Source organism: Algoriphagus sp. PAP.12, from assembly GCF_026652115.1.
Lineage (GTDB): Bacteria > Bacteroidota > Bacteroidia > Cytophagales > Cyclobacteriaceae > Algoriphagus.
In genome coordinates, this window is record NZ_JAPPSQ010000006.1 from 28,799 (window position 1) to 55,160 (window position 26,362).

Below are 26,362 nucleotides of genomic sequence, written 5' to 3' on the forward strand. Positions count from 1 at the left end.
GAAATTCAATTTAGAATCGAAGATTTACCAACGGTATCCACCTCCATACATGCCCACATTGATGGATGGACTAACGCTCATACCATAAGGTCCTCCATGGAAATTCAATCCCACTCCTCCGGTCATATGCACATTAGAACATGCTGGAAGAATCATGGATACGGCTACTATGGCTACAAAAGTTATAAGTTTCTTTTTCATGATTTCGGAATTAAGGATTGTAAACTTGAATGGCTAATGGGGCTCCTGTTGGGTCTAAAATCACCGCAACAGAACCATTTCGGATAGAAGCATTCGGTTCGATCAAAACCTTTGCACCAGCAGTTTTGGCCTTGGCCAAAGTCGCATTCACATCAGCTACTCGGATATAGGGAAGCCAATGGCTCCGTACCGCTGTGGAAGGATTTTGGAGCATTCCGGCACAGTTCATATCACCCATTTTGAATACCGTGTAATCGATGGTTCCTTGTTGCATTTCGCTAGTTTCATAACCAATCACAGATTTATAAAAACCTTGAGATTGCGTAGGATCATTGGACCAAAGTTCCAACCCTAAGAATTGATTTGTCGGAGCCACTTTTACATCCGGATCTCCATTTGCCAATTTGATCAAAGAAAAATGAGCACCCTGAGGATCTTGGACAAAGGAAATTGTTCCCTGATTTTCGATTTGATCTGGTTTTCTCATGATTCTGGCTCCCTGGCTTTTTGCTGCATCGGTAGCTTCGGCGACATCAGGTACAGAAATAGCCCCAATCCATTCACCGGAATTATTGTCACTATCATAAAGTGCCATCAAAGCCACTGGTTGATCTCCATCACGGAAAACCCAGATTTTCTTTTTGTCATCTCCATACGGGACGGTATTCCAACCAAAAACTGTCTCATAAAAAGTCTTAGAAGCTTCGGGGTTTGGAGAAGCCAAATTATACCAAACGACTCTTCCTGGGTGATAACCTGCGTCACCTACTTCTGTCAAAATTGGAGGAGCTGCTCCCGGAGTACAAGAAGCCAATAGGCCTAGAAAGGCCAAAAGGGAAAAAAGCTTTTTCATAAAGTTGAAGATTAGTTAGAATTAAGTTAAGTATGCAATACCTGAAAACCAATTTATTAACCGGGATTAATTTAAAATCAAATTGCTCATTTTTTATCAATGGAGTCACTTAGAATTGATTCTATTTGTATTTTCCGCAATGGCTTTTCTTGAAAATCCCCTGTTTGTAGCAGGGATGCTTTGTTTGACAGTATTCGTGGCTACATGGTTGACTCGATTCACTTGGGGAAAAACCATTGGAACTCCCATTTTTTCTATACTAATCTGCGCGCTGATTTCCAATTTGGGGATCATTCCCAGTGCAATGGACGGGAATGTGGTCTACGATGGAGTGTTTCTATATCTAGCACCATTGGGGATTTTTATAGCCTTATTGGAAGTGGATTTGAAAAGTCTCAAAAAAGCAGGAGGGCCCATTTTATTGATGTTTGGGCTAGGAACAATCGGAACGCTGATTGGTGTTTTTGCCTCTTGGTTTTTGGTCAGGCCTGCAGTTGAAATCGGAGATATGGCTTCCGCGGTTGCCGGTATGTTTGCAGGAACTTATATAGGAGGAAGTATCAATTTCAATGCGATAGCTCTCAGTTATGGAGTGAACGAAAATGGAGTTTTGTTTGCTGCTACTACTGTGGTGGATAACCTTATCGGAACACCTTGGATTGTGATTTCATTGATTTTACCCCGATACCTTCAGAAATTATATCCAAGGAAAAAGTTGATTGCAAAACCCGAACAAGAAAAGGCTTCCCACTCGGAGGAGGTTTCTATTGGATCCTTGGGAGCAATTTTAGCCTTGGGGTTTTTGGCTATGATTATTAGCCAAGGAGTCTCATTGGTGTTTCCACATATTCCAGAAATTATCACCTTGACCACAATTGCATTGATTTTGGCCCAGTTTCCGATTATTCAAAAATTGAAAGGCAAGCAAACGATAGGTTTCTTTTTCATTCTTTTGTTTTTGGCAGTGATCGGTACCCTCTGTGATGTTGGGGCAATTTCGGGAATAGGAAGTTTGGCTGGTACTTTAATTCTATTCGTGTTTCTAATGGTCCTGATCCATGGGATTTTCATTTTTGGAATAGGAGGACTGATTAAAATGGATTGGGATGTAGTATCAGTTGCTTCTTTGGCAAATGTGGGAGGAAATACCACCGCCTTGGCAGCAGCCGAAAGTTTGGAAAGGCCTGATTTGTTGATTCCAGGAGTTTTGGTTGGAAGCCTTGGGAATGCTTTGGGGACCTATTTGGGATTTATGGTAGTGGGGATGCTTTGAGGAATTTAAAAATTGGAAAATTAGAAAATTGAAAAATTATAACTTCGCTCCTGTTTGTGACTGGCTTCGGTAAGAAGGTCTCCACGAACAAGAAATATTTTGGACTTTTTAATATTGTCATTTCTTTTTCAGGAGCAATCGAAATTGCTTCAAAAACTATTTGAGAGACCACTAGTGAAGTCACTCATGGAGGCCTATGAATAGGAGACTTTCCGAACCTAAATCTGAGAAAATCTGTGATTTTTTCTGTGGATATCTGTGGGAAAATGAAGAGGCTTGAGAGATTGAAATCTCAAAACAAACTCGTTTGTCCTTTTGGCTGCATGGCCTTGGCATTCTCCAGTTTGAGCAACTTTTTCTTGGCATCTAAGCCTCCGGCATAGCCAACCAAACTTCCGTCCGAACCAATAATTCGATGACAAGGAATCAATATAGAAATGGCATTGGCGCCATTTGCTGAAGCTACTGCACGGATGGCATCAGGGTTTCCCAAGTCCTGGGACAATTGCAAATAACTTCGGGTTTCTCCAAATGGAATCTGAATCAAGGCTTTCCAAACTCCTTGTTGGAATTCAGAGCCTACCATCATTAAAGGGATATCAAATTCTTTTCTTTTTCCATCCAAATAATCCTGAATCTGTAATTTGGCTACTTCCATCAATGGATGATTCCCGACTTGAAATTCAGCATTTAAGCCTTTTTTGATCCGATCGTCGACAGCAGATCTCATCTTTCTATACTTCCAATCGCAAAGACAAAGTTGATCCTCAAATACACCCAAAGTCAGTTCCCCAACCGCTGTTTTGAAGTCTTGGATTAGAATGGTATTCATTTTTCTCTGGATTAGTAAAAGCTGAAAATGCAGCTTTTCGGGCGTAGGATCAAACTTTTCTCACCAACTGTCACAAAATCAATCGAAGGGTTCGATGTGGATCAAAATGTGACCCAGTTGAGGAATTTCTTTTTTGAGTTTGTCCTTCAGTCTGTGGGAAATTTCATGCCCCTCTCGAACTGTTAATTCGCCGATGACATGCGCATGCAGATCCACATGATATTTCATTCCTGCTTTTCTGATAAACAGCTTTTCTGTGTCTTTTACTCCCTTGACCTGAATGGCAATATCTCGGATTTCTTGAGCCAAATCCTCATGATTATCCTCATCCATCACCTCACTTAGCGCTGGTCTGAAGATTTTATAACAATTGTATAAAATAAAAGCTACCGCAAGCAATGCCGCATAATCGTCTGCCACTTCATAACCTTCTCCTCCCCAGATAGCGATTACAATTCCGATAAAAGCAGCGACAGAAGTAATGGCGTCGCTCCGGTGGTGCCAAGCTTCGGCTTTGAGGGCAGAGCTTTTTAGCTTTTTACTGCGACTCATCACCAACTGAAAGGAAACTTCTTTCCAAAGTATGATCGCCGCCAGGACCAATAAAGTCCAAGGTTCAGGGCCCTGGTGAGGAATTCGAATATGTTGTACTGCTTGATAGGCGATGACGGTGGCAGAAAAAATCAGAAACCCGACGATCAGAAAGGTGACGAGGGGCTCGGCTTTTCCATGCCCATAAGGGTGATTGTCATCGGCAGGTCGAGCGGCATACCTCAATCCCAACAAAACCAAAATACTTGCAAATACATCTACTACAGACTCAATTGCATCAGCAATCAGAGCAAATGAATTTCCCAAAAAACCACTCAGGAATTTGATCAATGCCAAGGCTACATTTCCCAGCATGCTGAAGATTACTGTTCGTATGGCTAATTGGGATCGTGGCATTGCGCAAAATTACAAAAGACTCCTAGATTCAACGGTCTTTTACCTGATCCATTTTACCTCCCGTCGAAAAAGGATTAGGCGCTTTTTGGGTTTTGTTTTTTTCCAAACCAATAGAGAATAGTTCCTATAGCAACAAAAAGTGTTGTCATCCAGACTGATGTCCAACTCACTTGAAGCATTAACCAAAGGCAGGATAAAATTCCCAATGCTGGAATCAAATATCCCCCTCTTAAAATGAATCTTCCAGGTCCACGGAATTTAGGTCTGAGAACCGGAATAGCGGCACAACTCATTCCAAAAAGGAAAAGTCTCGCCAATACTGTCATGGCAGCCAAAAATATAAAGGAACCCATGGCTGAAAGAGCAAATGCAGCAACTCCAAAGAAAATCACTGAATTGAATGGTGTCAGATACTTCGGATGAACCTTTCCAAACCAAGCTGGAAGGCTGTTTTCTAAAGAAAGAGCATAGGTCACACGTGTAGCAGAAAACATGCTCCCGATCAAGTTCGCGATCACAGATGTGGCCACACCCACCATTAAAATCCAAGCTCCACTTTCTCCAAAAAGAGCAGAAGAAGCATCTAAGAGAGGAGTGGTGGAATTTGCCAAATCCGGAACTGCGGCCTGAGAAACTAATTGAATCAACATATAGAGGACTGCTACCACAACTAGGCCTAATAAAAGTCCCATCGGCATGTCTCTCTCAGGTTTTTTAGCTTCCCCGGCAGGAACTACCGCTCCTTCAAAACCTACAAAGGCATAAATCAACAATAGGGCGGCTTTTCCCAAATCAGAAGTAGAAGGATGTGGCGTATTGAAATTGGGTAAGACTTGATCCCCCAGAATCACCATTCCACCAAATATCAACCCTAAAAGCACAGCAAATTTGATAATAGTGAAAAGTGTCATGGATCGAATGGATTCCATAGAACCAATCATATTAACTAGACTCAAAGCTACACAAGTCAAGGCTATGGTGATCAGGCGACCCATGCCTTCACCTGCCATCGGTAAAAAATAAACAATGCTGTCGGTTAGTAATACGGTGTTGGCAGCGAAAGAAATCAGTCTTGCCAGGTAGTAAAGCCAACCTCCCTGAAACCCGACAAATGGGCCAAAGGCAAGGGTTCCATAACGGATTGGTCCGCCAGTCCCCCGGAAATAGCTACCCAACTCAGCAAAACATAAGATTACAGGCAAAATCAAAATGGCACAAAAGGCATACATTAAGACGCTATATTCTCCGGCAAGGGCGACGGCTCCACTGGGAAGTCCAAAAATTCCGGCACCGATTAATCCGTTGACAACAAGCATCCAAATGCCCCAAAGGCCTAGATTTCTGGGTAATTTCTCCTGAGTTTCCTGAGACACAAAATTTGATTTGGGTGAAAAACTATTCGGGGAATATAACCAGAAAGAGCTTAGAATTAAATCGAAATTTTATTTAGGCTTGAGCCAAAGTGAAAACTGTAATCTCAGGACGAACATTTACCCGAAGCGGTACCAAATGGCCTAATGCCCGGTTGATGTAAAGTGTTCTGCCATCATCAAAATCTATTTTCCCCTGACTATATCTTCGATTTTTGACAGGTAAAATCGGGGCAGGCAAAAAGGGTGGTTTTACTTGACCTCCATGGGTATGTCCTGCTAGAATCCAACTATCAAACCCATTCCAAACTTCTAGATCACACACATCTGGATTATGACAAAGTGCGATGCTTGCCTCATCAGGATTCCAGGTTTCCATCACTTTTTTGGGATTGAAATTGGTGCCCCAAAGATCTTCAAGACCATAGATCATCAAGCCTTCAGAGTTTTGTTTTTCATCCCTGAGAGTCTGAATCCCTGATTTTTCAAGAATGCTTTGAGTTTCATCTGCTACCTCAGGCATGGACCAACCATGACCATAATCATGGTTTCCCATAGAAGCAAAAGTGCCTATTTTGCCTTTGGTCGCAGATTTCATGACTTTTGACAATTGTTCATATTGCTCGGAATCTTCAAAATGGGTGAAATCCCCGGTGTATACCACCCAGTCTGGGTCCAGCTCTTGTGCTTTGAAAAATGAATCCACTAGGTAATGATGGGAAAATCGATTCCCGACATGGATGTCAGAAATCTGAACTAGTTTTTTACCAATTAATTCTTGGGGCAAATTTTTTATTGGCATTGGGAGCTTCACAAACTCTAACCAATAGGGCTCGATTTGCCAAGCATAAAGTCCTCCTAGAACTGCTGCGGAACCCAAGCCAATTCCCGCCTTTAAAAATGTTCTTCGTTTCATGTTTATCTGTCAACCATAAAAATACCAAAGGGGTAGGGAGTCCTAATTTTTTAAGATTTTTTGACCATTTTTTTGATCCACTTCTCAAATTCCACTGCATGAAATACGACCAAGCCCATTGCTGTACTGAACCCAAGTTCCGCAAATGAAAGTGGAGAGGTGTGAAATATTTCATTCATTGGAGGTAAATAAATTACTGCTAGTTGTAGGACTAATGTGACGGCTATAGAAATAATCATGGGTGTATTGGTAAAAATCCCCAATCGGAATAAAAATTGGCGCTCACTTCTAACTCCCATAACATGACCAAGTTGTGAAAAAGCCAAAACTGAGAAAACCATAGTCTGCCAATGCCATCCCTGACGAATTGCCCAGTATTGGGTGAAGAGAGTCACTGCTGCCATCAAAATACCTACCCAGATTATATGAAAGCCGACGCCTTCGGCAAATAAACTTTGCTTGGGTGGTCTGGGAGGACGTTTCATGATATCCTTTTCGGCTTTTTCTCCTGCCAATGCCAATGCTGGAACTCCGTCTGTCACCAAGTTAATCCAAAGGATATGGACAGGGAGTAGAGGGACAGGGAGACCTAAAAAAGGAGCCAATGCAATAGTCCATATCTCAGCCCCATTACAGGTCATGATGTATTTGACAAATTTCCGGATGTTATCAAAAATCCTTCTTCCTTCCCGGATGGCCTTCACGATGGTGGCAAAATTGTCATCCAATAGAATCATGTGAGCGGCTTCCTTGCTCACGTCTGTTCCAGTGATCCCCATAGCAACTCCAATTGTACTACTTCGAAGAGAAGGTGCGTCGTTGACACCATCTCCTGTCATGGCAACATAGTTTCCTTTTTTCTGAAGTGCTTTGACGATTTTAAGCTTTTGATCAGGAGATACCCGGGCATAAACAGCAATGGATTCCACCATTTCTTCAAACTCTTGATCCGAAATTTCTCTTAATTCCGCTCCAGTAATGACTTGTCTATGTTCATCAAGAATGCCTACTTTTCGAGCAATCGCCTTGGCTGTTTCAGGATGATCACCGGTAATCATCACAGGAGTAATTCCTGCTGTTTTGCATTCATGAATGGCTTGAATAGCTTCCTCTCGTGGTGGGTCAATCATTCCACAAATCCCGATAAAATCAAGTTCAGATTCTAATGTAGACCAGTCTTTTTTTGGTGGAAGTGATGGGATAAGTTTGCCAGAAAATGCCAAAACACGCTCTCCATTTTTGGCCCATTCCAAACTTGTTTTTTTGATAGTCTGGAGATGAATGGTGGTTTTTAACGTATCATCAATTGCTTCAAAAGCCCCTTTGCAAAGGACAAGAACCTGATCTCCGATTTGATGGAAAGTACTCATTCGTTTCCTGTCCGAATCAAAAGGTAGCTCACCTATCCGTGGAAAGTCCTTTTCCAGTTGATGAAGCTTTTCTTCTCCCAAATCATTTAAAACCCAATTGACCAAAGCCAATTCGGTAGCCTCTCCAACTAGCCCTCCATCTTTTCCCTCTTTCACATCATGGTTGAGTCCCATAGCCAGTTCCAGATTGGAATAGTTTGAAGAAAATGCCGGTAAATCACTAAGCTCCACCTGCTGGACTGTCATTTGATTTTTGGTCAAAGTCCCGGTTTTATCCGTGCAGATAAATGTGATGGAGCCGAGGCTTTCCACTGCTGGGAGTTTTCGGATCAGAGAATTCTTTTTTGCCAATCTGGCTGATCCCAATGAAAGGGCTATGGTGATCAAAGCTGGTAGGGCTTCCGGAATGGCTGCGACAGCAAGGCTAACAGATATCAATAACAAGGGAAGGGGCTCTTCTCCTCTTAAAATGCCCAAACCAAAAATCAACAGACAAATCAGCAAGACCATATAGGAAATAGTCTTGCCAAACCGCTCCATCTTCTCTTGCAATGGAGTCTTGGGTTGCTCTTCCTGAAGTAAGTCTGCAATCTTTCCCAACTGGGTTTCCATTCCTGTTTTGAGGACTATAGCCGTGGCCCGACCATGAGTAGCCAGTGTGCCTTTAAAAACCTGAAAGGAGTTTTCGATTGATATTTCTGAATTGATTTTCTCAGAAAATGTGGTTTTTTCTACTGGAATTGACTCTCCGGTCAAGGATGACTCATCTACTTGCAGAGAAGCTTCCTCTAGCAATTGCATGTCGGCAGGGATCATGCTGCCTGCTTCCAAAAAGACCAAATCTCCCGGGACCAAGAGGTGGGAGGGAATTCTTTTGATTTGACCATTGCGCTTGGTCTGAACCTGGACCTCACTCATTTTTTTGAGTGATTCCATGGCCTTTTCGGCGCGATATTCCTGAATGAATCCCAGAATCGCGTTTAATACAACAATGATCAAAATAATGATCGAGTCAGTCCATTCTCCAGCGACTCCAGAAATCAGTGCTGCTACAAGCAGGACCATGATCATGAAATCTTGAAACTGACCTAGAAAAAGCTTCCACGAAGGTTTTTTGGCTTTTTCTTTCAGGGAATTAGGTCCAAACTCTTCTAATCGTTGTTCAGCCACCTGTTCGGAAAGGCCAGATTTGATTAGATTTTGAATTTCAGATTTGTTGGAAGGAAAAGTAGCCATGAAAAAGTGGGATCTTTTCCTGAAAATAAAAAAAGTCTGGAGAAACATTCTTCTCCAGACCTTTAAATACTTTTAGAAACTGGCTTTCAGGGATAAAACCCAATTCCTTCCTGCTCCAGAAATTCCGGAACTATACGGTCGATAACGTTGATCAGTAATATTTTCTAGACCTGCATTAACTTTCAGAAAGTCAAATAAAGAATAACTTGCTTTCAGATTCAAGGTGTGCCATGCAGGTGCATAATTGTTCCCATTGGAGTCCTTGGCATAGATTTCATCTTTGCCTTTTTCCTCTTCAGGTAGTTTGTCAAAGGATCTTTCTCCTTGATACTGGGCATAAAACTGAACCTGAAGCTTTTTGAAGGCATAAGTAAGTCTTGAAACACCAAAGGTCGGAGCTGCATGTCTTGAAGGACTGGTGGTACCATCGTCTAATTCTTCTTCCCCTCTTTGGAAATTGATGTCAGAATTGAAAGTCAATTTGGATGTCAGCTGAACTTCAATACCTGCCTGCAATCCATAAACTCGCGCCTGAGCTGCATTTTGCATGGCCTGAACCTGACTCAATTCACCTTGATAAAGAATGCTATCCTGTCCGTTGAGTAGATAGTCTCTTCTTACCAAAGCATTGTTTAGAATAGTATAATAACCGGTCAAGTCAAACTTGGCGAAGTTTCCAAACTTCTTGGCAAAGCCTAAATCTAAATTGTAGGCATATTCAGCTTCCAGATCTGGATTTGGGATAGTGACAGCACCTGGCTCAGAATCAAATACTTTTCCCATATCATCTACATTCGGAGCTCTGAAAGCAGTTCCGAAATTCCCGCTAAACACCCAGGTTTCCGAAGGTCTCCAAACTGCTCCCAAGCTCCCAGTCAAAGAAGAATTGGTGGATTTTGCCTCTGAAAAAGGAAAATCATAGAAGCGTGTGTCAAAATCAGCGTTTAAGCCGAAGATATTGTATCTCAAGCCAGCTTTCAAATTGACTTTTTTATTGAAATAGTGCTCCTCATTAATAAATACCCCGAATGAATTCCAAGTGGATTCAGGATATCGAGCAGGACCTTCCTCCATGGTCCCATCTGTGATATCAGTTGTAAAACCGGTTGAATTCACCTTGTTGATTACATATTCAGCTCCATAGATCAAGGTATTGTGGGAATCCAAAACTTTGGTGAAATCAAGGTTTGCAGAAAATGCATCCACCATTTCTTCTTGAGTTGAACGGGTAGGTTTATTTAAACTTCTATCAATTCTACTTTCCTCAAATCGTTGCTGAGCTATGCGAATGCTCATTTGGTCAAACAGTCCATTTTTAGTGAAATGACTGATGCTCAAATTGTTCATCATCCACTTTTGAGGTCCGTAATCCCACTCAGCGTAGCGAGGAAGTCCATCTCTCATGCGGTTATGCCGATCATATCGGCCGTAAGAAGAAGTTTCCGAATAATGGAAGCCATATTGAAAATCCCACTTCTGAGAAGGTTTGAATCGGACTTTCTGCATGAGGTTCAATTGTGAGTATGCCGATGGGACCTGGAGTAAAGGATCGTCCTGAGTCAAAACGACATCTTCAATTCCGATTCTTTGGACATAGACGGATTTGAGATAATCATCAGGTCCATTTTTCCCTTGTCTCAAATCATCGTAATCCCAATAAGAAACGCTGGTGACAGATGCCCATTTTTTCCAGCCCAAATTCAAATCGAAATGTCCGGTTTTCTCTTTGTTAGCTGATGAAAAACGAGTGACAGCATTTCCGCTGACTAATGTTTCATCATCAAGGGAAAGCTTAGGTGTCAAGGTTTTGAAACTCATTACACCACCAATCGCATCGCTTCCATAGATCACTGAGCCAGGGCCGAAAAAGACCTCAGTATGCTCCATGGTAAATGGATCGAGATTGAGTACGTTTTGGATATTTCCTCCTCTGAAAATTGCCGAATTCATTCGAACTCTATCTACTGAATAAAGAAGTCTATTAGTGGCAAAGCCCCTGATCATAGGACTGCCTCCGCCTTGCTGGCTTTTTTGGATGTATACTTTTCCTGAAATACCCAAAAGATCTGCAGCTGTCTGCGGGTTTTGGAATTCAATGGACTTAGGAGAGATCGAGATGATTTTTGAAGGTGTTTCATCTGAATCTCGAGCCCATCTGCTCCCAGAAATCACTACTTCATTCAGATTGAGGTTGGATAGATTCAGTTTCAATATTGGGCCTGCCTCAATTAGTGATGCATAAGAGATTTCAATTGTTTGGTAGCCAAAGCTACTGATAGTGATTTTATCAGAATCGACAAAAGCACTGATGTCCACCTGTCCTTTTGAGTTGCTGATTTCGAAGGCAGGAGGAAATTCGCTACTGACCGTAGCGTCTTTGATTGGTTCGGATGTAGTGGGATCGATCAGTGTGATGGTTTGACCCATGGCACTAAATAGCACGCACAGCATCCCAACCAATACAAGTGCATATTTCATATGGTATTGGTTAAAACGTGTAAATACATCCTGGAATGCAGGATTTTTATAAAACAGGTTTAAACCAAAATGTCAGGAGGTGGGCAGGGATTTCCTAAATAGGGTGATTGATATATTGAATTCCTGATTGAAGAATTCAAATCAAGATCAAAATTGAGTAGGCTTTCTTCTTCGGATGAACTCAGTTGGAAGAATAATAAAAAGTTGATTTTTTGAACTGAAGCATCTTCTTCTTCCTCACCAAATCCCTCTTTAAGTAGTTTGGAGAGAAGGCCTTTCATTTTGGTTTCCTCATGATCGGCATACACTAAATAAGTGATCGAGTCTCCTTCGAGATGGCTTTCTAGGATATCGTACATCTGACCTTGAAATTCAAATTCACGGTCATGCTCCCAGTTTAATTCCGTTTTAGTTTCTTCCAAAGAGAATGTGAGTTCGGTAATTCTTTCGGAAGATTCGATCCCCTCTTTGATTTCCTTTTTTACTTTTTTTTGATGGGTGACCAAGTCCAGTTTCACCCATCCAATTGCCAAAAATAAAGGGGCAATCAGTGCTATCAGTAGTGATATGGACTGGATTCTAAACATTCAAAAGGGTTGATCTAACTTCAATTTCTTAAAAAATATCCGAAGTACAGCCAGAATTATGTTTAGGGAAAAAATGAGGGATGTGAGGTTTTTGATTTCTAGAATTGAGTAGTCAATTCCTTTTGGAAATGGGTATCTATTTTGATGAACAAATCAGGGTTGAAGCAGATTATATTTTTCTTTTTGCAATAATTAATAGTGGAAACTCTCCGTTTAAAAATAAATTCTTGTTAATGAGGGTGATATGTTTATTATTGATGGCGCTTTCGTGAGGAAGTATAAATTCTAATTGCATAGAACCCAAAATTCCAAATTTCTTATGCGCACAGTCCATTGGCTGAAGCTTATTCTCCTACTAGTTTTTTTCCAGTCTTGTCAAGAAAAGTCAAGAGAACCCCTGCCCGAGACAGCTGATAGTCCAGTTCGGTCTCCAGATGAGGAATTGTTACATTTTCAAGTAGATGAAGGGTTTGATATCCAGTTGGTGGCCTCAGAGCCTATGGTAGAATCCCCGGTAATGATCCAATTTGATGAAGATGGTCGGATGTGGGTTGTGGAAATGAGAGGGTATATGACCGATATGGAAGGATCTGAAGAACCTGATCCGATCGGGAGAATCACGATTCTGGAAGATAGAGATGGAGACGGGGTAATGGATCAAAGAACCGTTTATCTGGATAGTTTGGTGATGCCGCGTACAGTGACACCTTTTGGTAGAGGAGCGCTTGTAGTTGCCAATCAGTCCCTTTGGTTAACTGAGGATTCCAAAAATGGAGACTGGATTGCTGATAGTATGATCCTTTTGGACTCAACCTATGCTGCAAGTGCCAACCCCGAGCATACGGATAATGGTATGTTGAGAAATCTGGACAACTGGTATTACAGTGCCAAATCCCGATTGAGATATCGATATGAAAATGGAAAATGGATCCGTGATACGACTGAGTTTCGTGGACAATGGGGAATCTCCCAGGATGATCAGGGTCGGCTTTTATACAATTACAATTGGTCCCAGCTGCATGGGGATTTGGTTCCGCCCAATTCCTTGACAAGAAATTCGAATCATCAACCAAGTACGGGGATTGATCATGGGTTGACTATCGATAGGAAAGTTTATCCGATCAGAAAGACTTTGGCGGTAAACCGAGGTTATATTCCTGGAGTTTTGGATTCCTTGGGAAGGCTTTTGGAATTCACTTCTGCGGGAGGGCCAGTGATGTATCGAAGCAGGCTTTTTCCAGAGGAATATTACGGAAATGTCTTTGTGATGGAAAGTGCAGGGAATTTGGTGAAAAGAAATGTGGTCACTCAGGATGGGGCTACATTGAAAGCTCACGACCCTAATCCAGGTAGGGAATTTATGGCTTCTACGGATGAGCGATTTCGACCTGTCTATGGGGCGGTTGGTCCTGACGGTGCTTTGTATATCGTAGATATGTACCAGGGGATTATTCAACATGAGACCTATATGACTCCTTATTTAACGGAGCAAACCTTGGAAAGACATTTAGAAGCACCAGCTCAGATGGGAAGGATTTGGAGGGTAGCCCCGAAAGGATCCAAACCTCAAAAAGCTGAAAAACTGTCTCAAAAAAGCCCAGAAGATTTGATCATTTTCCTTGGGCATTCTGATGCTTATTATCGAGAGCAAGCCCAGCGATTGATAGTGGAAAAAGGAGGGCAGTCTGTTGCTAAAAGATTAGAAGAAATTGCAATGGATCCAAATTCTGGGGTTTTAGTGAAAACCCATTCCCTATATACCTTGGAAGGTATGGGGTATCTGAGCGCGGGTGTTTTGCTTACCGCCTTAGAAACTCCCAATAAACAGATTCAGGCCCATGTGTTGAGATTGCTGGAACCATTTGCTTCTGATCCAAAAGTGAGGCAGATGCTTGCAGATTTCTACCAGAAGAATAGTGGTACTGATTCTGAAGTTTTGGCCCTGCAAATGGCACTTTCTTCCTATACTTTGGTAGAGGAAGATCAATTTTCGGGATTGACTTCCATTTTCAATAAATATGGAAATCAAGCCTTGTTTAAGGATGCGATTATGAGTGGTTTAGAAAATCGTGAGTATGACTTTTTGGAATATTTGGTTCAAAATTGGGGGGAATCAAATCCAGATAGAGAAATTTTTATTGAAACTCTAACTGCTTCGATTATCAAGAATCAAGAGCCCAATGAAATCCTAAAGCTTTTGGCTTTGATTGAGGAAAATAAGCAGGATTGGAAAGGTGAAATTGCCTTGGCAGGCTTGTCCATTCAAGCTGCAGATTCAGAGAATCTGGGGAAGGTTAAGTTTACTCAAAAACCTGATTTCTTCAAAAAAGAGATTGTTGGACTTGATTCATTTCAGTTGACAAGAGTTCAAAGGCTATTTTCTTGGCCAGGATATTCCCCAGAATCAATGGCTTCAGGATCACACAATTTAGAAGGAAATGCTTTGGAGCTTTTTGCGTCTGGAAGGCAAAAGTTTTTGGCTTCTTGTGCTGGATGTCACGGAAGCAATGGAAAAGGGGTTGATCATATGGGGCCTCCTTTGGTAGGTTCTGAATGGGTGTTGGGAGATGAGCGCCAATTAGCCTTGATTCTATTGCATGGAATAGAAGGGCCGATTACGGTACGAGGAAAAGTGTATGACGAACCTGAGATTTTGCCGGTAATGCCTTCTCACTCGACCATGGATGATGGAAATATCGCTGCGATTTTGACCTATATCCGAAATGAATGGGGAAATCAAGCGGACCCGATCACGAGACAAACTATTGGGGGAATTCGTCATTCCTCACAAGGAAGAGTTTATCCTTGGTCTGTCACTGAATTGGTTGAGCATATGAAAACGCTAAATGAAACCAATCCATGAAAAACTCCAATTGGAATAGCAGAAGAGAATTTGTGAAAAAAGCGAGTCTTGCTGGAATATCCTTAAGTTTTCCATTTCCTGAAATTCCCAATTTCATGAAAGGGTATGAGTTGGGAATAGTAGTTCATTCTTATGGGATGCGTTCCAGTGGGCGATTACAAAGTGCCGAATTTCCGGCTTTTCAGAATGCATTGGACTTTATGAACCATTGCCATGAAATTGGAGCCAGAGGGATACAAACTGTGGTCAATGGCTGGCAAAGTGATTTTAGCAAAAAGGTTAGAGAGGAGAGGGAGCGAAAAGGAATGTATTTGGAGGGAAGCATCGGACTTCCAAAAACAAATGAAGATGTTGCTCGATTTGAAGCTGATATTCTTGCTGCCAAAGAGGCTGGAGCCACAGTGGTTCGTTCGGTTTGTTTGAATGGAAGGCGTTATGAAAATTTCAGTTCTCGGCAGGAGTTTATGGATTTCAAAAAGGGGGCTATTCAATCATTACATCTAGCTGAACCCACAGTCAGAAAACATCAAATCAAGCTGGCTATCGAAAACCATAAGGATTGGAAAGCTGCTGAATTGGCTGAAATTTTAAAGCAATTGGGTTCGGAATGGGTAGGAGCGACGGTAGATTTCGGTAATAATGTATCCCTGATCGAAGATCCCAATGAGGTCATTGAAACTTTAGCTCCTTATGCATTTTCAACCCATATCAAAGACATGGGAGTTCAGGAATATGAGGATGGTTTTCTACTTTCCGAAGTTCCTTTGGGTGAAGGGATTGTGGATTTGAAAAAGGGGATGGATTTGTGTAAAAAATATAATCCTCAGGTTACATTTTCACTGGAAATGATCACTCGTGATCCCTTGAAAGTTCCTTGCTTGACAGATGGCTATTGGGGAACTTTCGATAATCCTAAAGCCCGGGATTTTGCCAGACATTTAGCCATGATCAAAAAGAAAAGCTTTTCTGGTGGATTGCAAAAAACTTCGGGTTTAACTGATTCAGAAAAATTGAATCTTGAGGAAAAAAATGTAGTCCAGTGCATCCAGTGGGCAAATAGCCAATAGATATAATTGAAGAATATTTAAAAGATATAAGATGACTGATTTTAGCAAATTACCCGGAATAGGACTTTTTTCAATGAAAGGCAAAGCAGCCATCATTACCGGTGGTTCCAAAGGATTGGGATTGGCCATGGCCGCAGGATTGGCATCGGCTGGTGCAGATGTCATGTTAGTTGCTAGAAATGAGGAAGAATGCAAACAGGCCGCTACTGAAATTGCTCAGGAATATGGGGTGAAAGCTATCGGTTTTGCAGGAGACGTCACCAAAAGCTCGGATATGGAAGCCATGGCTCAAAAAGCGCTGGATACTTTCGGAAGAATTGATACACTGATCAACTCGGCTGGAATCAATATCAGAGGTGCAATTGATGAAATATCTGAGGAGGATTTCAAAAAAGTGATGGATATCAATGTCAATGGAACTTGGTTGGCCTCCAAAGCGGTGATTCCAACAATGAAGAATCAAAAGAGCGGTGCTATCATCAACTTGGCCAGCACTTTGGGATTGGTTGGTTTGGCTAACAGAACGCCTTATACAGCTAGTAAAGGAGCAATTGTGAATATGACCAAGGCATTGGGTTTGGAGCTTTCCCCTTGGAATATCAATGTGAATGCTATCTGCCCAGGACCATTTTTGACTGAAATGAATGCACCTATTGCAGATACTGAAGAGGGGAAGAAATTCATTGTAGGTGCTACTGCCTTGGGTCGATGGGGAGAGCTGAAAGAAATCCAGGGAGTGGCCATTTTTCTTGCTTCTCCGGCGGCTACTTATTTGGTAGGTTCCATGGTCACGGTAGATGGTGGTTGGACGGCTCGGTAATTTGGAGTGTTCAGTTTAGGTTTTCCAGAAATTGCAAAATATGATCAATGATTAAATCCGGATTGTCTCGGTATTCGTAGCCAGAGATCTCAGGAATTTCTAATTGGATCAGCCTTAAATTCTCACCAATTGCATTTCGGTGCCTTTCCCTGGCTTCTACTAGGGCAGGCAAGATCAGGTCAAAATGAGTTTGATAAACTTCTCTTTGAAATGCGGTGTCCTGGTCCAATCGGAGAAAATATTCCTTTGCTTCCGGATCTTGGATTTCATTGATTATTTCCTTTCGGAAAGACGAGTCCATAGCTACTTTGTCCAAATAATCTTTTAAACCGGAGGGAGGAAAACTGGCTCTTACAGAATCCATTAGTCTTGATCCTGCAAATAATAGGGAAGGTGGGCCAAGCATCATTCCGTGGTTCTCCTTATTAGGTTTAAATGCCAATGTGGCAATGTTTATTTTTGCGGAATCTGAGTGGAGGAAATTGGGCCTGTAAGACCTTCTAGTCAAATTAATGGCGAATTTATCATTGTCTTGAGCATTGGATGCCGGGCCAACTCGGGCAAACATTTCATAAGAATTGGTTGGGTCATCATATAATTCATCTATCGGAAAGCCTCCCAGGCCACTAAAATAAACTAATGCAGCAACTCTCTCTGGGAAATTTTCAGCCAAATAGGTGAGCTCCGAGGTTTGGGATGAATTGCCCATAAAAATGGCTTGATCGATGTTCATTTCATTTGCGAATGCAATAATGTGAATTCCTTGCCCTTCCACAGAGTAATCCCCTTTTTCGGATTTGCCATATCCTGACCTTGTAATGGCGTAAACATGATTATTGCTTGTCAAAAGTGGCCCGAAGTCTTTATAGGTAGTAGCATCCCAACTTTCTGAATGCAATAAAATAATGGGTGCTCCCTCTCCTCCAAAGTCCAAGTAATGAGTCATCAGACCATTTACCTCCACCATGTTTTCAATCGGATATTGGAGTTTCTTCGAATTTGAGCAAGCGGAAACTAGGAATGGAGATGCTAATAGGAAAGACAGGCGAAAAATAAGTCGGTTCATTTTTTTAAGCTTTCAAGTAAAAAAGATACCAATCACAATCAAAGGTTGAAGAATGAAAACTTCGTTGAGATTAATTTTAAGTTATTGATTTTCAGGTGTTAAAATATAGGTATTGATTGAGTTGATTCCAAAATGATGGAATTGATCACAAGGTTTATTTCTCAGTGTTTTTGTTTTTCAAAACATAAGAAACCGTAAAAGGACCTCCATAAATATGGGTTCCACCAGCTACATAGAGGTATTTTGGTTTTCCGTCGATGAGTAAAACTTGAGGTCTTTCAAACTTCGCATATGGCCTGTTTTTGGAGCCATAGTGGACAGCAACTTGGTTCATATCTACCGAGGTGTAATCATTGATTCTGTGGAAGCCCTTTTCGTAGGAATCGAAATGAATTCCATCTTTTGATTTCCAGAGTAAACCACCACCTTCTTCTAAGATTCCATGATTATCGGTTGTTAGAAGAGCAAAATTTCCATCATAAATAAAGGCATACCCATCTTCGATATTTCTGTCATTGGCTGAAACAGGGAAAGGTAACTGAACATAGGGGCCTTCCAGTTTTTCGGCAACAGCCAAACCCATTTTTGCTTTTTCTGATTTGAAATACAAAAAGAAACCTCCGTTTGGATGTTGGAGGAAAGCAGGATTATTAACTCCATTGCTGGCATTGTGAGTCCAATAGTTTTCATTTTCTGAAGGTTTTAAAATTACCCCATCCTCACCTACTTTTTTCCAAGGGCCATAAAGGCTTTCGGATACAGAAAGGCAGATGTACTGATTGGAAGGATGCTTCTCTATGCCATCATTCATAATGTAAAAGAGCGCATATTGGCCTCCAACTTTGTGAATAGCTGGATTGTGAGGAGCAAAGGCTTTTTGATCATCCATTGACTTTATGCCTAATCCTTCAATATCACCCTTTACTGCTATTTCTGAAAAGACAAAAGGTCCTTCGGGTGAATCGGAAACATAATGAGCGATTTCGCTATGAGTCCTCCATCCCGGCTCCACGGTGTTACCTGGCCATCGAGCCACAAAAAGATGTGTTTTACCATCTTCATCCAGAATAGGAGATGATCCCCAAATGGTATATCCCGGTTCTTCGACTGCAACTCCTACAAACTCCCATTGATCTGCAAAAGAGCTTGGTTTTTCCTGCCCAAATAGATGAATTGATAAACTGAAATACAGTCCAAGAGAGAAAAGGAGTCTATTAGAGATCATTAGTATTTGGATTAGAAATTGAAAAATAGACCAATTGACCTAATTATTCAAATCCATTATGAAGGTAATCTCAAAAAAACTGATGTTTTGAGAATAAATTATGCTCCGGCAATTCCAGTTTTTACTTTCCCCGCTCTTTCAAGATTAAGAATCACAAGTCCTTTGGTATTTGTAAAGCTTTCTTTCAAGTTAAAGGCGGCTGAAATTGCTCCATTTTGGAAAAGCTTTTTTCCTTTCCCCAAGGTGATTGGGAAGATTTTCAGTCTCAATTCGTCTACTAGGTCATTCTCCAAGAGTAATTGAATCAATTCCCCACTTCCCCAGACATGTATTGGGAGTCCCTCTGTTTTTTTGAGTTGTTTGATTTCTTCTACACTGTTGATGAAAAAGGTGTTTTGCCAGTCAGAGGAGGTCCGAGAATTTGAAAAAACATATTTAATCCCTTCATTAATTGCAGGCCAGTATTCTCCGTGTTTGGGCCAGTAGGCTTCCCAGATTTCAAAAGTTCTCCTTCCCAATAAATAAGAGGCTGGTTTGAGTTCCTCCATGAGAATTTTATCTGATAATTCATCATCATATCCTGCAGCCCACCCTCCCCATTCGAATCCATTGGACTTGTCTTCCTCAGGTCCACCAGGACCTTGGATCACTCCATCCAAAGTAATCATGGAAATTACTGTGATTTGTCTCATTTTATTAGACTTTGGTTCATGTCAAATCTCGAAAATATAAAGCCTAATTAGGGATCTGATTTCCGTCAATCCGCCGGATGGAATGCGACAAATTTTGCTATGGTAGATATTAATCTCTAAGTTGAAAAAGTACCTCCTCAGAAAATAATGCGGGCTCCCCATCAACTCCGTAGTCTCTTTTAAATCTAGTTGCTAGGTCTGATTTCCAATAAGTATTCATAGAGTCAGAGGAATCCCAGACGAAAATTCCAGAATAATTGCCATTCTCTTCTGGCTTAACGTAATATTTTTGCATGAGTCCCGGAACTAATAGCATTTCTTTTTCTCTTTGAATAGCGGCTTTAACCACAGCTATTTTTTCTAGTGCAGATTTGAATCGGATTGTTTGGATAATCATGGCTTTTGGGTTTTAGTAAAAAAATCACCTTTCGTTTTTAATAAATTTAACTACTAAAAATTGAATTGACTAAGAAAGTCGATTTTAAGTCTTTAAAGTCTCTTTTTATTTTTTCGGCTGAATTTCAATAGTTTCTGTCTTGTGTAATTCTGCAATTAGGCTAAAAATGTCAACCATATCCCAATCAGGAAGCAATAGATTTTGAATGGTATTTAGGTCAAAGGATTCTCCATTATTAAGCCTATGAATGATTAGAGAGAGTTTGGGATGATCCTTAGATTTGATCCTATGACCTCTGGCAAAAAGCAAAAAGCCTCCATCTAGTTGTTTATCATATTGAATAGGAAAGATTGATTTTCCTATTATCAAAAAGTTACCGTTTGGAAGGTGGGCAGAATTGTTGATTTTTGATTTTCTTTTGATTCCTCCATTACTTTTTAAACTTAGAATATGTCTTCGCAATGCGATTTCGAGCTTTTTTTGAAGAGAATCTTGATTTAGATTTTGACTCCATTCGGTAGGTTTACTTGATGATTTTAAAGGACTTTGATAGTTGTTCTGGAGGATAATATTTTCTTCATTCGCTGCCTTCAGTAATTCATTTTCAAATCTATCCATAGGAGGATTGATATAATCCATCACAAAGCTGATCGAAAACTCAGGGGTATCGGCAACATGAAAAACTTGATGAGGAATAAACATTGCATTCCCTGGCTTTAGATTATGGGAAACACTTTCAGGAAGCATTTCATCTATGTTGCGGAATATTTGCGAATTATGCTCAATGACATTGTATTCAGGCTTGTCCCAAGTATAAAATTGCTTTTCGCCTGGTCCTAAATGGAACAATACCCCTTCTTCTCCTACATTTTCTTTATGGATTCCAAAAGGAGTGAATCCATAATTTCCCATGAAAAAGAGGAAGGAAATCCCTTCCAATGGTAAACCAGCTTTTTCTAAAAGCGGCTTAATCAAAATGGCCACTTTTTCAGAAAATTCATTGCTATAGTCTTCCAAATAGTTCAGAATAACTCCAAATTTTTGATCTCCAAAAATTGAATAGGCCCAGTTTTCTAAGGTCTCGTCTTGTTGAGGAAGTTTTGAAGCCATGATTTCTGGGATTTCCTGACGTTGAATATTGTCGATATAGGTTTTTAGTCCCAGATGCAGATCCCCTTTTCTAAGAAATTCTCGGATGATTGATAAGAGAAGGGATTTGAATTCCTCTATTTGATTTTCAGGAATTAGTCCTTCTGCCATTACCGGTCTAGTCAATGAGGAGGATTCATGATATAGCTTTTCCCAGATTTGATTTTTCATTTGGATTTGGAAAGGTGATTTAAAAAATGCCTGCTAATCCCTATAATAGGCAACTTATGTGAATATAAGATTTGGATTTGACTATCCCACAATCAAACTGATTACATAAATGATCAAGATTGCGGCAGTTCCCATAATAAGTGTCCCTAAGCTATGAGATTGATTTCCTTGCTTGATCGTCATACCAGAAAGTTGGGTAACTACCCAAAAGCCGCTGTCATTTGCATGAGAAATCGCCACGGCTCCCGCTCCACATGACAAGGCCGTCAATACCTTCATAGTCTCTGAATCCAGTCCTAAAGGTCCAAGTAATGGCGCGACAATAGAAGCAGTTGTAATCATGGCCACAGTGGTAGATCCTTGAGCAGTTTTTAAAGTGAAGGCTATCAAGAAAGGTAGAAAAATACCCCAATTGGCTTCTTTCATCCCGCTACTGATCATATCACCAATTCCTGAGTTTTGAAGCATTTTTCCAAAGACTGCCCCAGATCCTGTAATGAAAATAACCGGTGCTGCAATCAATAAAGCTTCACCAACCCAGCCAGAGGAGGACAGCATCTTTTTATCAAATTTATGAGGTAAAGTGAAAGAAAGGATAGCTCCTATCAGAAGTGCGATGACTGGAGCTCCTATAAACTCGATTACTTTGATCCAAGATCCTTCTCCCAAAGGTTTGGTGGGATAATTGGCTACAGAAGCTAAAATGATTAGCACCAAAGGAAGTATTATCGGAAGAAATGAGCGGAAAGCTGTCGGATAATGCTTTCTGTTGAGGCTTTCCTCTGAAGTGGATAATTTTGGAGTTAAAGGAATTTTCGAAACGAACTTATTGACAAAAATATAGCCCGGGATCAAGGTCAAAAGAGAAACAATGAAACCAAAGAAAATCATTTGACCTAGGTCAGCACCAAGAATCCCCGCCGTGGCAATCGGTCCAGGAGTAGGAGGAACCAAAGAGTGAGAGCACATAGCTCCTAAAGACAGCGCAATCATAGTTCCTGCATAGGATCGATTACTTTTCAATGCCAAGGACTTGGCAATTGGATTCATCATAATGATAGTAGAATCTCCAAAAACAGGAATAGAAAGGATATAGCCTCCCAACATCATAGTGAGATTTACGGCTTTCTTTCCAATCCAAGAGAGGATTTTTTCTGCGATGACAATAGCTCCGCCGGTTTTTTCCAAAAAAGTCCCCAGCATGACTCCGAGAATAATTAAAAGCCCCACTGAGCCTAAAACTCCTCCGAAACCATCAGAAATTGATTGAAGAATTAATTTAGGAGACATTCCCGATAAAAGTCCATATAAAATAGCGCCTCCAAAAAGAGCCAGAAATGGATGGATGTCAAATTTAACTATGGCCAGCAGGATCATAGCCAGCACAATTAGAATCAGGAAAATAGTCAGCATTTTGGGTTTTTGAGTATTTATAAAAAATTGAAATCCGATAGTGGTTCAATCAATTAGCTAAAAATTACCTAAAAATGCGAAATAAAAAAGAGCTTTAATTCAAGTGGTTAGGAAGAAAGTTTTGTTTTGAAAAGGAGATTGGCTTATTCTTTTATTTCTTGACGGATAAGCATTAAGATTTTTTCAATGTCTTCCTTTAAAGGCAGGTAATGAGATTGATCTGTTCCTTCAGCAGAAAATATAAATAGCAATAATGCGTTCTCGAAGGCAACAGAATTCAAGAGATCCATATTGTTTCGGTTTTCACCTGGACTTCTTTCTTGATTGCTTTCAAGTACTCCAACTTCATTTAAAATTGTTTTTAAGCTGTATTGATCGGATTTAAAAAAGTCTAACAAAGTTTGTCTCTGATCTTCTTGATCTCTTTCCTGCTGCTTAATATCCTCCAATGTTGCCATCCAAGTGGTGAGGGATTGTTTCAATTCCTGGTTGGTGATGTCTTTCAAACTCCCCGAATTGATGATTTCTGTCAAAAGTGAATTATTTGAATTCAAGGATATATCAAAAGCTAAAGCTTGATACAGCAAATTGGAAAATTTCCTTTCAGAAATATTAATAGGCCTTTGATCCATGGCCTGTATGATTTCCTGGGCTCCTTGAATGTTTTTTTGATTGATTTTTATAAGGGTATCGAGCTTCTGTTGTGTGATAAGGAACTCCTTTTCTAAGCCCATGAGGTAGGTTTGTTCCTTTTTACGAAGCTGATAGTATTGGCTGCTATTGTTGATCCAAAGGGCAATAAGAATACCAAGCACAACCAATACAATTTCACCTAAGGCATAGACCAGGTAGTTTTTGATTCGATTTTCTGCGATAAGTTTTTTCTTGATTTTTTTAAAGAAAAGAAACATCTAAGTTTTGAATTCTAGGCTATTAGGAGGTTTAAAATTAATCTGAATATAAGTGAAAGCAGGAAGATTTCAAGATTGAATGTCTGATTTTAAGCTTCTATGAATCTTTCCTGTTTTGTTGACCTCAAGTCGCATCTTTTGTACCTTAAGAAAGGATTGAGACCTCATTAAAAAATGACAAGAGTCATAGTTTTTATCAATCGAAAAAATATTTTTATCTAAAAACTTTTAGGTAAATTGGTTTCAGAAATTAACCTTAACCATTTATAAATAACACAAGATTATGTCAGACAAAGCTTTTGATCACAATGGAAATGGAGACATCAGCAAATGCCCTTTTCATAATGGAACATTAGAGCAGGAAAAAATCAGTGTAGAAGGCACCCAGAATAAAGACTGGTGGCCAAAGCACCTTTCCTTGGATATTTTAAGACAACATTCGTCTTTGGTTGACCCTATGGGCACTGGCTTCGATTATGCCAAAGCTTTTGAAAGTATTGATTACGAAGGTTTGAAAAAGGATCTGACTGATCTGATGACCGACTCTAAAGATTGGTGGCCTGCAGATTTTGGTCATTATGGACCATTCTTTATCCGTATGGCATGGCATAGTGCAGGTACATACCGTCAGCAAGATGGACGAGGTGGTGGAGGTAGAGGTCAGCAAAGATTTGCTCCTTTGAACTCTTGGCCAGACAATGTCAGCTTGGATAAGGCAAGAAGATTGCTTTGGCCGATCAAGCAAAAATATGGCAGCAAGATTTCATGGGCAGATTTGATGATTTTAACAGGAAACGTTGCTTTGGAATCTATGGGTTTCAAGACTTTTGGATTCGGAGGTGGCCGTGCTGATGTCTGGGAAGCTGACAGAGATATCTATTGGGGTGATGAAAAAGAGTGGGTAGGATCTCATAGAAACCCTGAAACATTAGCAAATCCACTCGGTGCAACCGAAATGGGGCTGATTTATGTAAATCCTGAAGGTCCTGACGCGAACCCTGATCCTGTGCTTGCAGCCAAATCTATTAGAAAGACCTTTGGAAACATGGGTATGAATGATGAAGAGACGGTGGCGTTGATCGCTGGGGGGCATACCTTTGGAAAAACTCATGGTGCATCAACAGTTGAAGATCATGTTGGACCAGAGCCAGAGGCGGCTGATTTGGAATTGCAGGGATTCGGTTGGAAAAACAGTTATAAATCAGGTGTTGGGGTAGATGCCATTACATCTGGCCTTGAGGTGACTTGGACTACCAAGCCTACTCAGTGGAGCAATGACTTCTTTACACACTTATTCGAATATGATTGGGAATTGACCAAAAGCCCAGCAGGAGCACATCAGTGGAAACCTAAAAATGGGGCAGGTTCTGGAACAGTTCCTACAGCAGATTTGGGTGGCAAAATTGCACCTTCCATGTTGACTACGGATTTGTCATTGAGGTTTGATCCGGCGTATGAGAAAATCTCCAGAAGATTCTACGAAAACCCAGATGAGTTTGCTGATGCTTTCGCAAGAGCTTGGTTTAAGCTGGTTCACCGTGATATGGGACCTAAATCCAGATATTTGGGACCAGAAGTGCCCGCAGAAGATTTGGTATGGCAAGATCCTCTTCCAACAGCTGATTATGATGCTATCGAGGATCAGGATATTAAGTCTTTGAAATCAAAAATTGCAGCTTCAGGGCTTTCTGTTTCTGAATTGGTCACTACAGCTTGGGCTTCTGCTTCTACATTCAGAGGTTCTGATAAAAGAGGTGGAGCAAACGGTGCAAGAATCCGATTGGCCCCTCAGAAATTCTGGGAAGTAAATAATCCGACTCAATTGAGCAAAGTATTGGACACCTTGGAGCAAATCCAATCTGAGTACAATGCAAATCAATCAGGTAAAAAAGTTTCTTTGGCAGACTTAATAGTATTGGCAGGAAATGTAGGTGTGGAAACAGCTGCGAAGAATGCTGGTGTAGATGTGACTGTTGGATTTACCAAAGGTCGAGTAGATGCTACTCAAGAGCAAACAGATGTAGAATTGTTTGGTTTCTTGGAGCCAGTAGCTGATGGATTCAGAAACTATCTAAAAGGAAAAACTACAGCTTCTACCGAAAGTCTTTTGATCGACAAAGCACAATTGCTTACTCTATCTCCGCCAGAAATGACGGTGTTAGTTGGTGGCATGAGAGCGATGGGCGCGAATTTCAATGGCTCTAAATCAGGTGTGTTGACCGAGACTCCAGGATCATTGACCAATGATTTCTTTACCAATCTATTGGACATGGGAACTGTTTGGAGTGCCACCGATGAGACCAAAGAATACTTCGAAGGTAAAGACCGAGAAACCGGAGCCTTGAAATGGACAGGAACTAGAGTTGATTTAGTATTCGGCTCTCATCCAGAACTTAGATCTTATGCAGAAGTTTATGCGAGTTCAGACTCCAAGGAAAAATTCGTGAAGGATTTCGTGAAAGCCTGGGAGAAAGTGATGAACCTAGATCGTTTTGATCTAGCTTAAATAATCAGTTTAGAATAT

Annotated in this window: 21 protein-coding genes; 5 read left to right on the top strand and 16 right to left on the bottom strand. The window is 40.8% G+C overall.

What is annotated here, in order from left to right:
* Positions 1-24: 24 nt before the first annotated feature.
* Together O0V13_RS08890 and O0V13_RS08895 are read right to left on the bottom strand one after the other, a co-directional pair.
* Entirely contained in the window at positions 25-201 is a 177-nt protein-coding gene (locus O0V13_RS08890) for a hypothetical protein (RefSeq protein ID WP_268034629.1), read from the bottom strand.
* A gap of 10 nt (positions 202-211) precedes the next feature.
* On the bottom strand, positions 212-1,054 hold the full coding sequence (locus O0V13_RS08895; protein ID WP_268034630.1) for a VOC family protein: 843 nt from the start codon (positions 1,052-1,054) through the stop codon (positions 212-214).
* Positions 1,055-1,193: 139 nt separating this feature from the next.
* Between O0V13_RS08895 and O0V13_RS08900 the strand changes: the two genes are divergently transcribed.
* A complete protein-coding gene (locus O0V13_RS08900) occupies positions 1,194-2,327 on the top strand; it encodes a DUF819 family protein (RefSeq protein WP_268034631.1) in 1,134 nt (377 codons plus the stop codon).
* A 292-nt stretch (positions 2,328-2,619) separates the two neighbouring features.
* On the opposite strand, the gene O0V13_RS08905 is transcribed toward O0V13_RS08900, so the two are convergent.
* From O0V13_RS08905 to O0V13_RS08935, 7 genes are all read right to left on the bottom strand, one after another.
* Complete coding sequence (locus O0V13_RS08905; protein ID WP_268034632.1) at positions 2,620-3,159, bottom strand: methylated-DNA--[protein]-cysteine S-methyltransferase; 540 nt, start codon at positions 3,157-3,159, stop codon at positions 2,620-2,622.
* A gap of 78 nt (positions 3,160-3,237) precedes the next feature.
* Positions 3,238-4,107, bottom strand: a complete 870-nt coding sequence (locus tag O0V13_RS08910; RefSeq protein WP_268034633.1) for a cation diffusion facilitator family transporter — start codon at positions 4,105-4,107, stop codon at positions 3,238-3,240.
* Positions 4,108-4,181: 74 nt separating this feature from the next.
* Positions 4,182-5,480: an APC family permease gene (locus O0V13_RS08915; protein WP_268034634.1), complete on the bottom strand. Its 1,299-nt coding sequence runs from the start codon at positions 5,478-5,480 to the stop codon at positions 4,182-4,184.
* 73 nt (positions 5,481-5,553) lie between these two features.
* A complete protein-coding gene (locus O0V13_RS08920; protein WP_268034635.1) occupies positions 5,554-6,393 on the bottom strand; it encodes a metallophosphoesterase in 840 nt (279 codons plus the stop codon).
* 50 nt (positions 6,394-6,443) lie between these two features.
* Positions 6,444-8,999, bottom strand: a complete 2,556-nt coding sequence (locus O0V13_RS08925; protein WP_268034636.1) for a cation-translocating P-type ATPase — start codon at positions 8,997-8,999, stop codon at positions 6,444-6,446.
* Between the two features lie 72 nt (positions 9,000-9,071).
* Positions 9,072-11,477 carry a TonB-dependent receptor plug domain-containing protein gene (locus O0V13_RS08930; protein ID WP_268034637.1) on the bottom strand — a complete coding sequence of 802 codons (2,406 nt, stop codon included), beginning with the start codon at positions 11,475-11,477 and terminating at the stop codon, positions 9,072-9,074.
* A 59-nt stretch (positions 11,478-11,536) separates the two neighbouring features.
* Positions 11,537-12,064, bottom strand: a complete 528-nt coding sequence (locus O0V13_RS08935) for a hypothetical protein (RefSeq protein ID WP_268034638.1) — start codon at positions 12,062-12,064, stop codon at positions 11,537-11,539.
* 319 nt (positions 12,065-12,383) lie between these two features.
* Here O0V13_RS08935 and O0V13_RS08940 point away from each other — a divergent pair, with 319 nt between their 5' ends.
* The 3 genes from O0V13_RS08940 to O0V13_RS08950 all read left to right on the top strand — a co-directional run bounded on the left by O0V13_RS08940 (position 12,384) and on the right by O0V13_RS08950 (position 16,814).
* Positions 12,384-14,927: a DUF7133 domain-containing protein gene (locus O0V13_RS08940; protein ID WP_268034639.1), complete on the top strand. Its 2,544-nt coding sequence runs from the start codon at positions 12,384-12,386 to the stop codon at positions 14,925-14,927.
* Entirely contained in the window at positions 14,924-15,994 is a 1,071-nt protein-coding gene (locus O0V13_RS08945; protein WP_268034640.1) for a sugar phosphate isomerase/epimerase family protein, read from the top strand. The genes O0V13_RS08940 and O0V13_RS08945 overlap by 4 nt, the downstream gene beginning before the upstream one ends.
* A 73-nt stretch (positions 15,995-16,067) precedes the next feature.
* The gene (locus O0V13_RS08950) at positions 16,068-16,814 is read left to right on the top strand and encodes an SDR family NAD(P)-dependent oxidoreductase (RefSeq protein WP_268034641.1); all 747 of its coding nucleotides are present in this window, start codon (positions 16,068-16,070) and stop codon (positions 16,812-16,814) included.
* Between the two features lie 10 nt (positions 16,815-16,824).
* Here O0V13_RS08950 and O0V13_RS08955 read toward each other — a convergent pair whose 3' ends face one another.
* The 7 genes from O0V13_RS08955 to O0V13_RS08985 all read right to left on the bottom strand — a co-directional run bounded on the left by O0V13_RS08955 (position 16,825) and on the right by O0V13_RS08985 (position 23,838).
* A complete protein-coding gene (locus tag O0V13_RS08955; protein WP_268034642.1) occupies positions 16,825-17,880 on the bottom strand; it encodes an alpha/beta fold hydrolase in 1,056 nt (351 codons plus the stop codon).
* A gap of 154 nt (positions 17,881-18,034) precedes the next feature.
* Positions 18,035-19,105 carry a glycoside hydrolase family protein gene (locus O0V13_RS08960; protein WP_268034643.1) on the bottom strand — a complete coding sequence of 357 codons (1,071 nt, stop codon included), beginning with the start codon at positions 19,103-19,105 and terminating at the stop codon, positions 18,035-18,037.
* A 98-nt stretch (positions 19,106-19,203) separates the two neighbouring features.
* Positions 19,204-19,797 carry a dihydrofolate reductase family protein gene (locus O0V13_RS08965; RefSeq protein ID WP_268034644.1) on the bottom strand — a complete coding sequence of 198 codons (594 nt, stop codon included), beginning with the start codon at positions 19,795-19,797 and terminating at the stop codon, positions 19,204-19,206.
* 109 nt (positions 19,798-19,906) lie between these two features.
* Entirely contained in the window at positions 19,907-20,194 is a 288-nt protein-coding gene (locus tag O0V13_RS08970; RefSeq protein WP_268034645.1) for a hypothetical protein, read from the bottom strand.
* Positions 20,195-20,299: 105 nt separating this feature from the next.
* On the bottom strand, positions 20,300-21,514 hold the full coding sequence (locus O0V13_RS08975) for an RNA methylase (RefSeq protein ID WP_268034646.1): 1,215 nt from the start codon (positions 21,512-21,514) through the stop codon (positions 20,300-20,302).
* Positions 21,515-21,595: 81 nt separating this feature from the next.
* The gene (locus tag O0V13_RS08980) at positions 21,596-22,927 is read right to left on the bottom strand and encodes a GntP family permease (RefSeq protein WP_268034647.1); all 1,332 of its coding nucleotides are present in this window, start codon (positions 22,925-22,927) and stop codon (positions 21,596-21,598) included.
* Between the two features lie 143 nt (positions 22,928-23,070).
* Positions 23,071-23,838, bottom strand: a complete 768-nt coding sequence (locus O0V13_RS08985) for a hypothetical protein (protein WP_268034648.1) — start codon at positions 23,836-23,838, stop codon at positions 23,071-23,073.
* Between the two features lie 283 nt (positions 23,839-24,121).
* Here O0V13_RS08985 and katG point away from each other — a divergent pair, with 283 nt between their 5' ends.
* Positions 24,122-26,344, top strand: a complete 2,223-nt coding sequence (gene katG, locus O0V13_RS08990; protein ID WP_268034649.1) for a catalase/peroxidase HPI — start codon at positions 24,122-24,124, stop codon at positions 26,342-26,344.
* The last annotated feature ends 18 nt before the right edge of the window (positions 26,345-26,362 follow it).

Excerpts from the sequence above, each read along its gene's own strand:
- O0V13_RS08890 (WP_268034629.1), bottom strand. The coding sequence starts at position 201 with ATGAAAAAGAAACTTATAACTTTTGTAGCCATAGTAGCCGTATCCATG.
- O0V13_RS08895 (WP_268034630.1), bottom strand. The coding sequence starts at position 1,054 with ATGAAAAAGCTTTTTTCCCTTTTGGCCTTTCTAGGCCTATTGGCTTCT.
- O0V13_RS08900 (WP_268034631.1), top strand. The coding sequence starts at position 1,194 with ATGGCTTTTCTTGAAAATCCCCTGTTTGTAGCAGGGATGCTTTGTTTG.
- O0V13_RS08905 (WP_268034632.1), bottom strand. The coding sequence starts at position 3,159 with ATGAATACCATTCTAATCCAAGACTTCAAAACAGCGGTTGGGGAACTG.
- O0V13_RS08910 (WP_268034633.1), bottom strand. The coding sequence starts at position 4,107 with ATGCCACGATCCCAATTAGCCATACGAACAGTAATCTTCAGCATGCTG.
- O0V13_RS08920 (WP_268034635.1), bottom strand. The coding sequence starts at position 6,393 with ATGAAACGAAGAACATTTTTAAAGGCGGGAATTGGCTTGGGTTCCGCA.
- O0V13_RS08925 (WP_268034636.1), bottom strand. The coding sequence starts at position 8,999 with ATGGCTACTTTTCCTTCCAACAAATCTGAAATTCAAAATCTAATCAAA.
- O0V13_RS08930 (WP_268034637.1), bottom strand. The coding sequence starts at position 11,477 with ATGAAATATGCACTTGTATTGGTTGGGATGCTGTGCGTGCTATTTAGT.
- O0V13_RS08935 (WP_268034638.1), bottom strand. The coding sequence starts at position 12,064 with ATGTTTAGAATCCAGTCCATATCACTACTGATAGCACTGATTGCCCCT.
- O0V13_RS08940 (WP_268034639.1), top strand. The coding sequence starts at position 12,384 with ATGCGCACAGTCCATTGGCTGAAGCTTATTCTCCTACTAGTTTTTTTC.
- O0V13_RS08945 (WP_268034640.1), top strand. The coding sequence starts at position 14,924 with ATGAAAAACTCCAATTGGAATAGCAGAAGAGAATTTGTGAAAAAAGCG.
- O0V13_RS08950 (WP_268034641.1), top strand. The coding sequence starts at position 16,068 with ATGAAAGGCAAAGCAGCCATCATTACCGGTGGTTCCAAAGGATTGGGA.
- O0V13_RS08955 (WP_268034642.1), bottom strand. The coding sequence starts at position 17,880 with ATGAACCGACTTATTTTTCGCCTGTCTTTCCTATTAGCATCTCCATTC.
- O0V13_RS08960 (WP_268034643.1), bottom strand. The coding sequence starts at position 19,105 with ATGATCTCTAATAGACTCCTTTTCTCTCTTGGACTGTATTTCAGTTTA.
- O0V13_RS08965 (WP_268034644.1), bottom strand. The coding sequence starts at position 19,797 with ATGAGACAAATCACAGTAATTTCCATGATTACTTTGGATGGAGTGATC.
- O0V13_RS08970 (WP_268034645.1), bottom strand. The coding sequence starts at position 20,194 with ATGATTATCCAAACAATCCGATTCAAATCTGCACTAGAAAAAATAGCT.
- O0V13_RS08975 (WP_268034646.1), bottom strand. The coding sequence starts at position 21,514 with ATGAAAAATCAAATCTGGGAAAAGCTATATCATGAATCCTCCTCATTG.
- O0V13_RS08980 (WP_268034647.1), bottom strand. The coding sequence starts at position 22,927 with ATGCTGACTATTTTCCTGATTCTAATTGTGCTGGCTATGATCCTGCTG.
- O0V13_RS08985 (WP_268034648.1), bottom strand. The coding sequence starts at position 23,838 with ATGTTTCTTTTCTTTAAAAAAATCAAGAAAAAACTTATCGCAGAAAAT.
- katG (WP_268034649.1), top strand. The coding sequence starts at position 24,122 with ATGTCAGACAAAGCTTTTGATCACAATGGAAATGGAGACATCAGCAAA.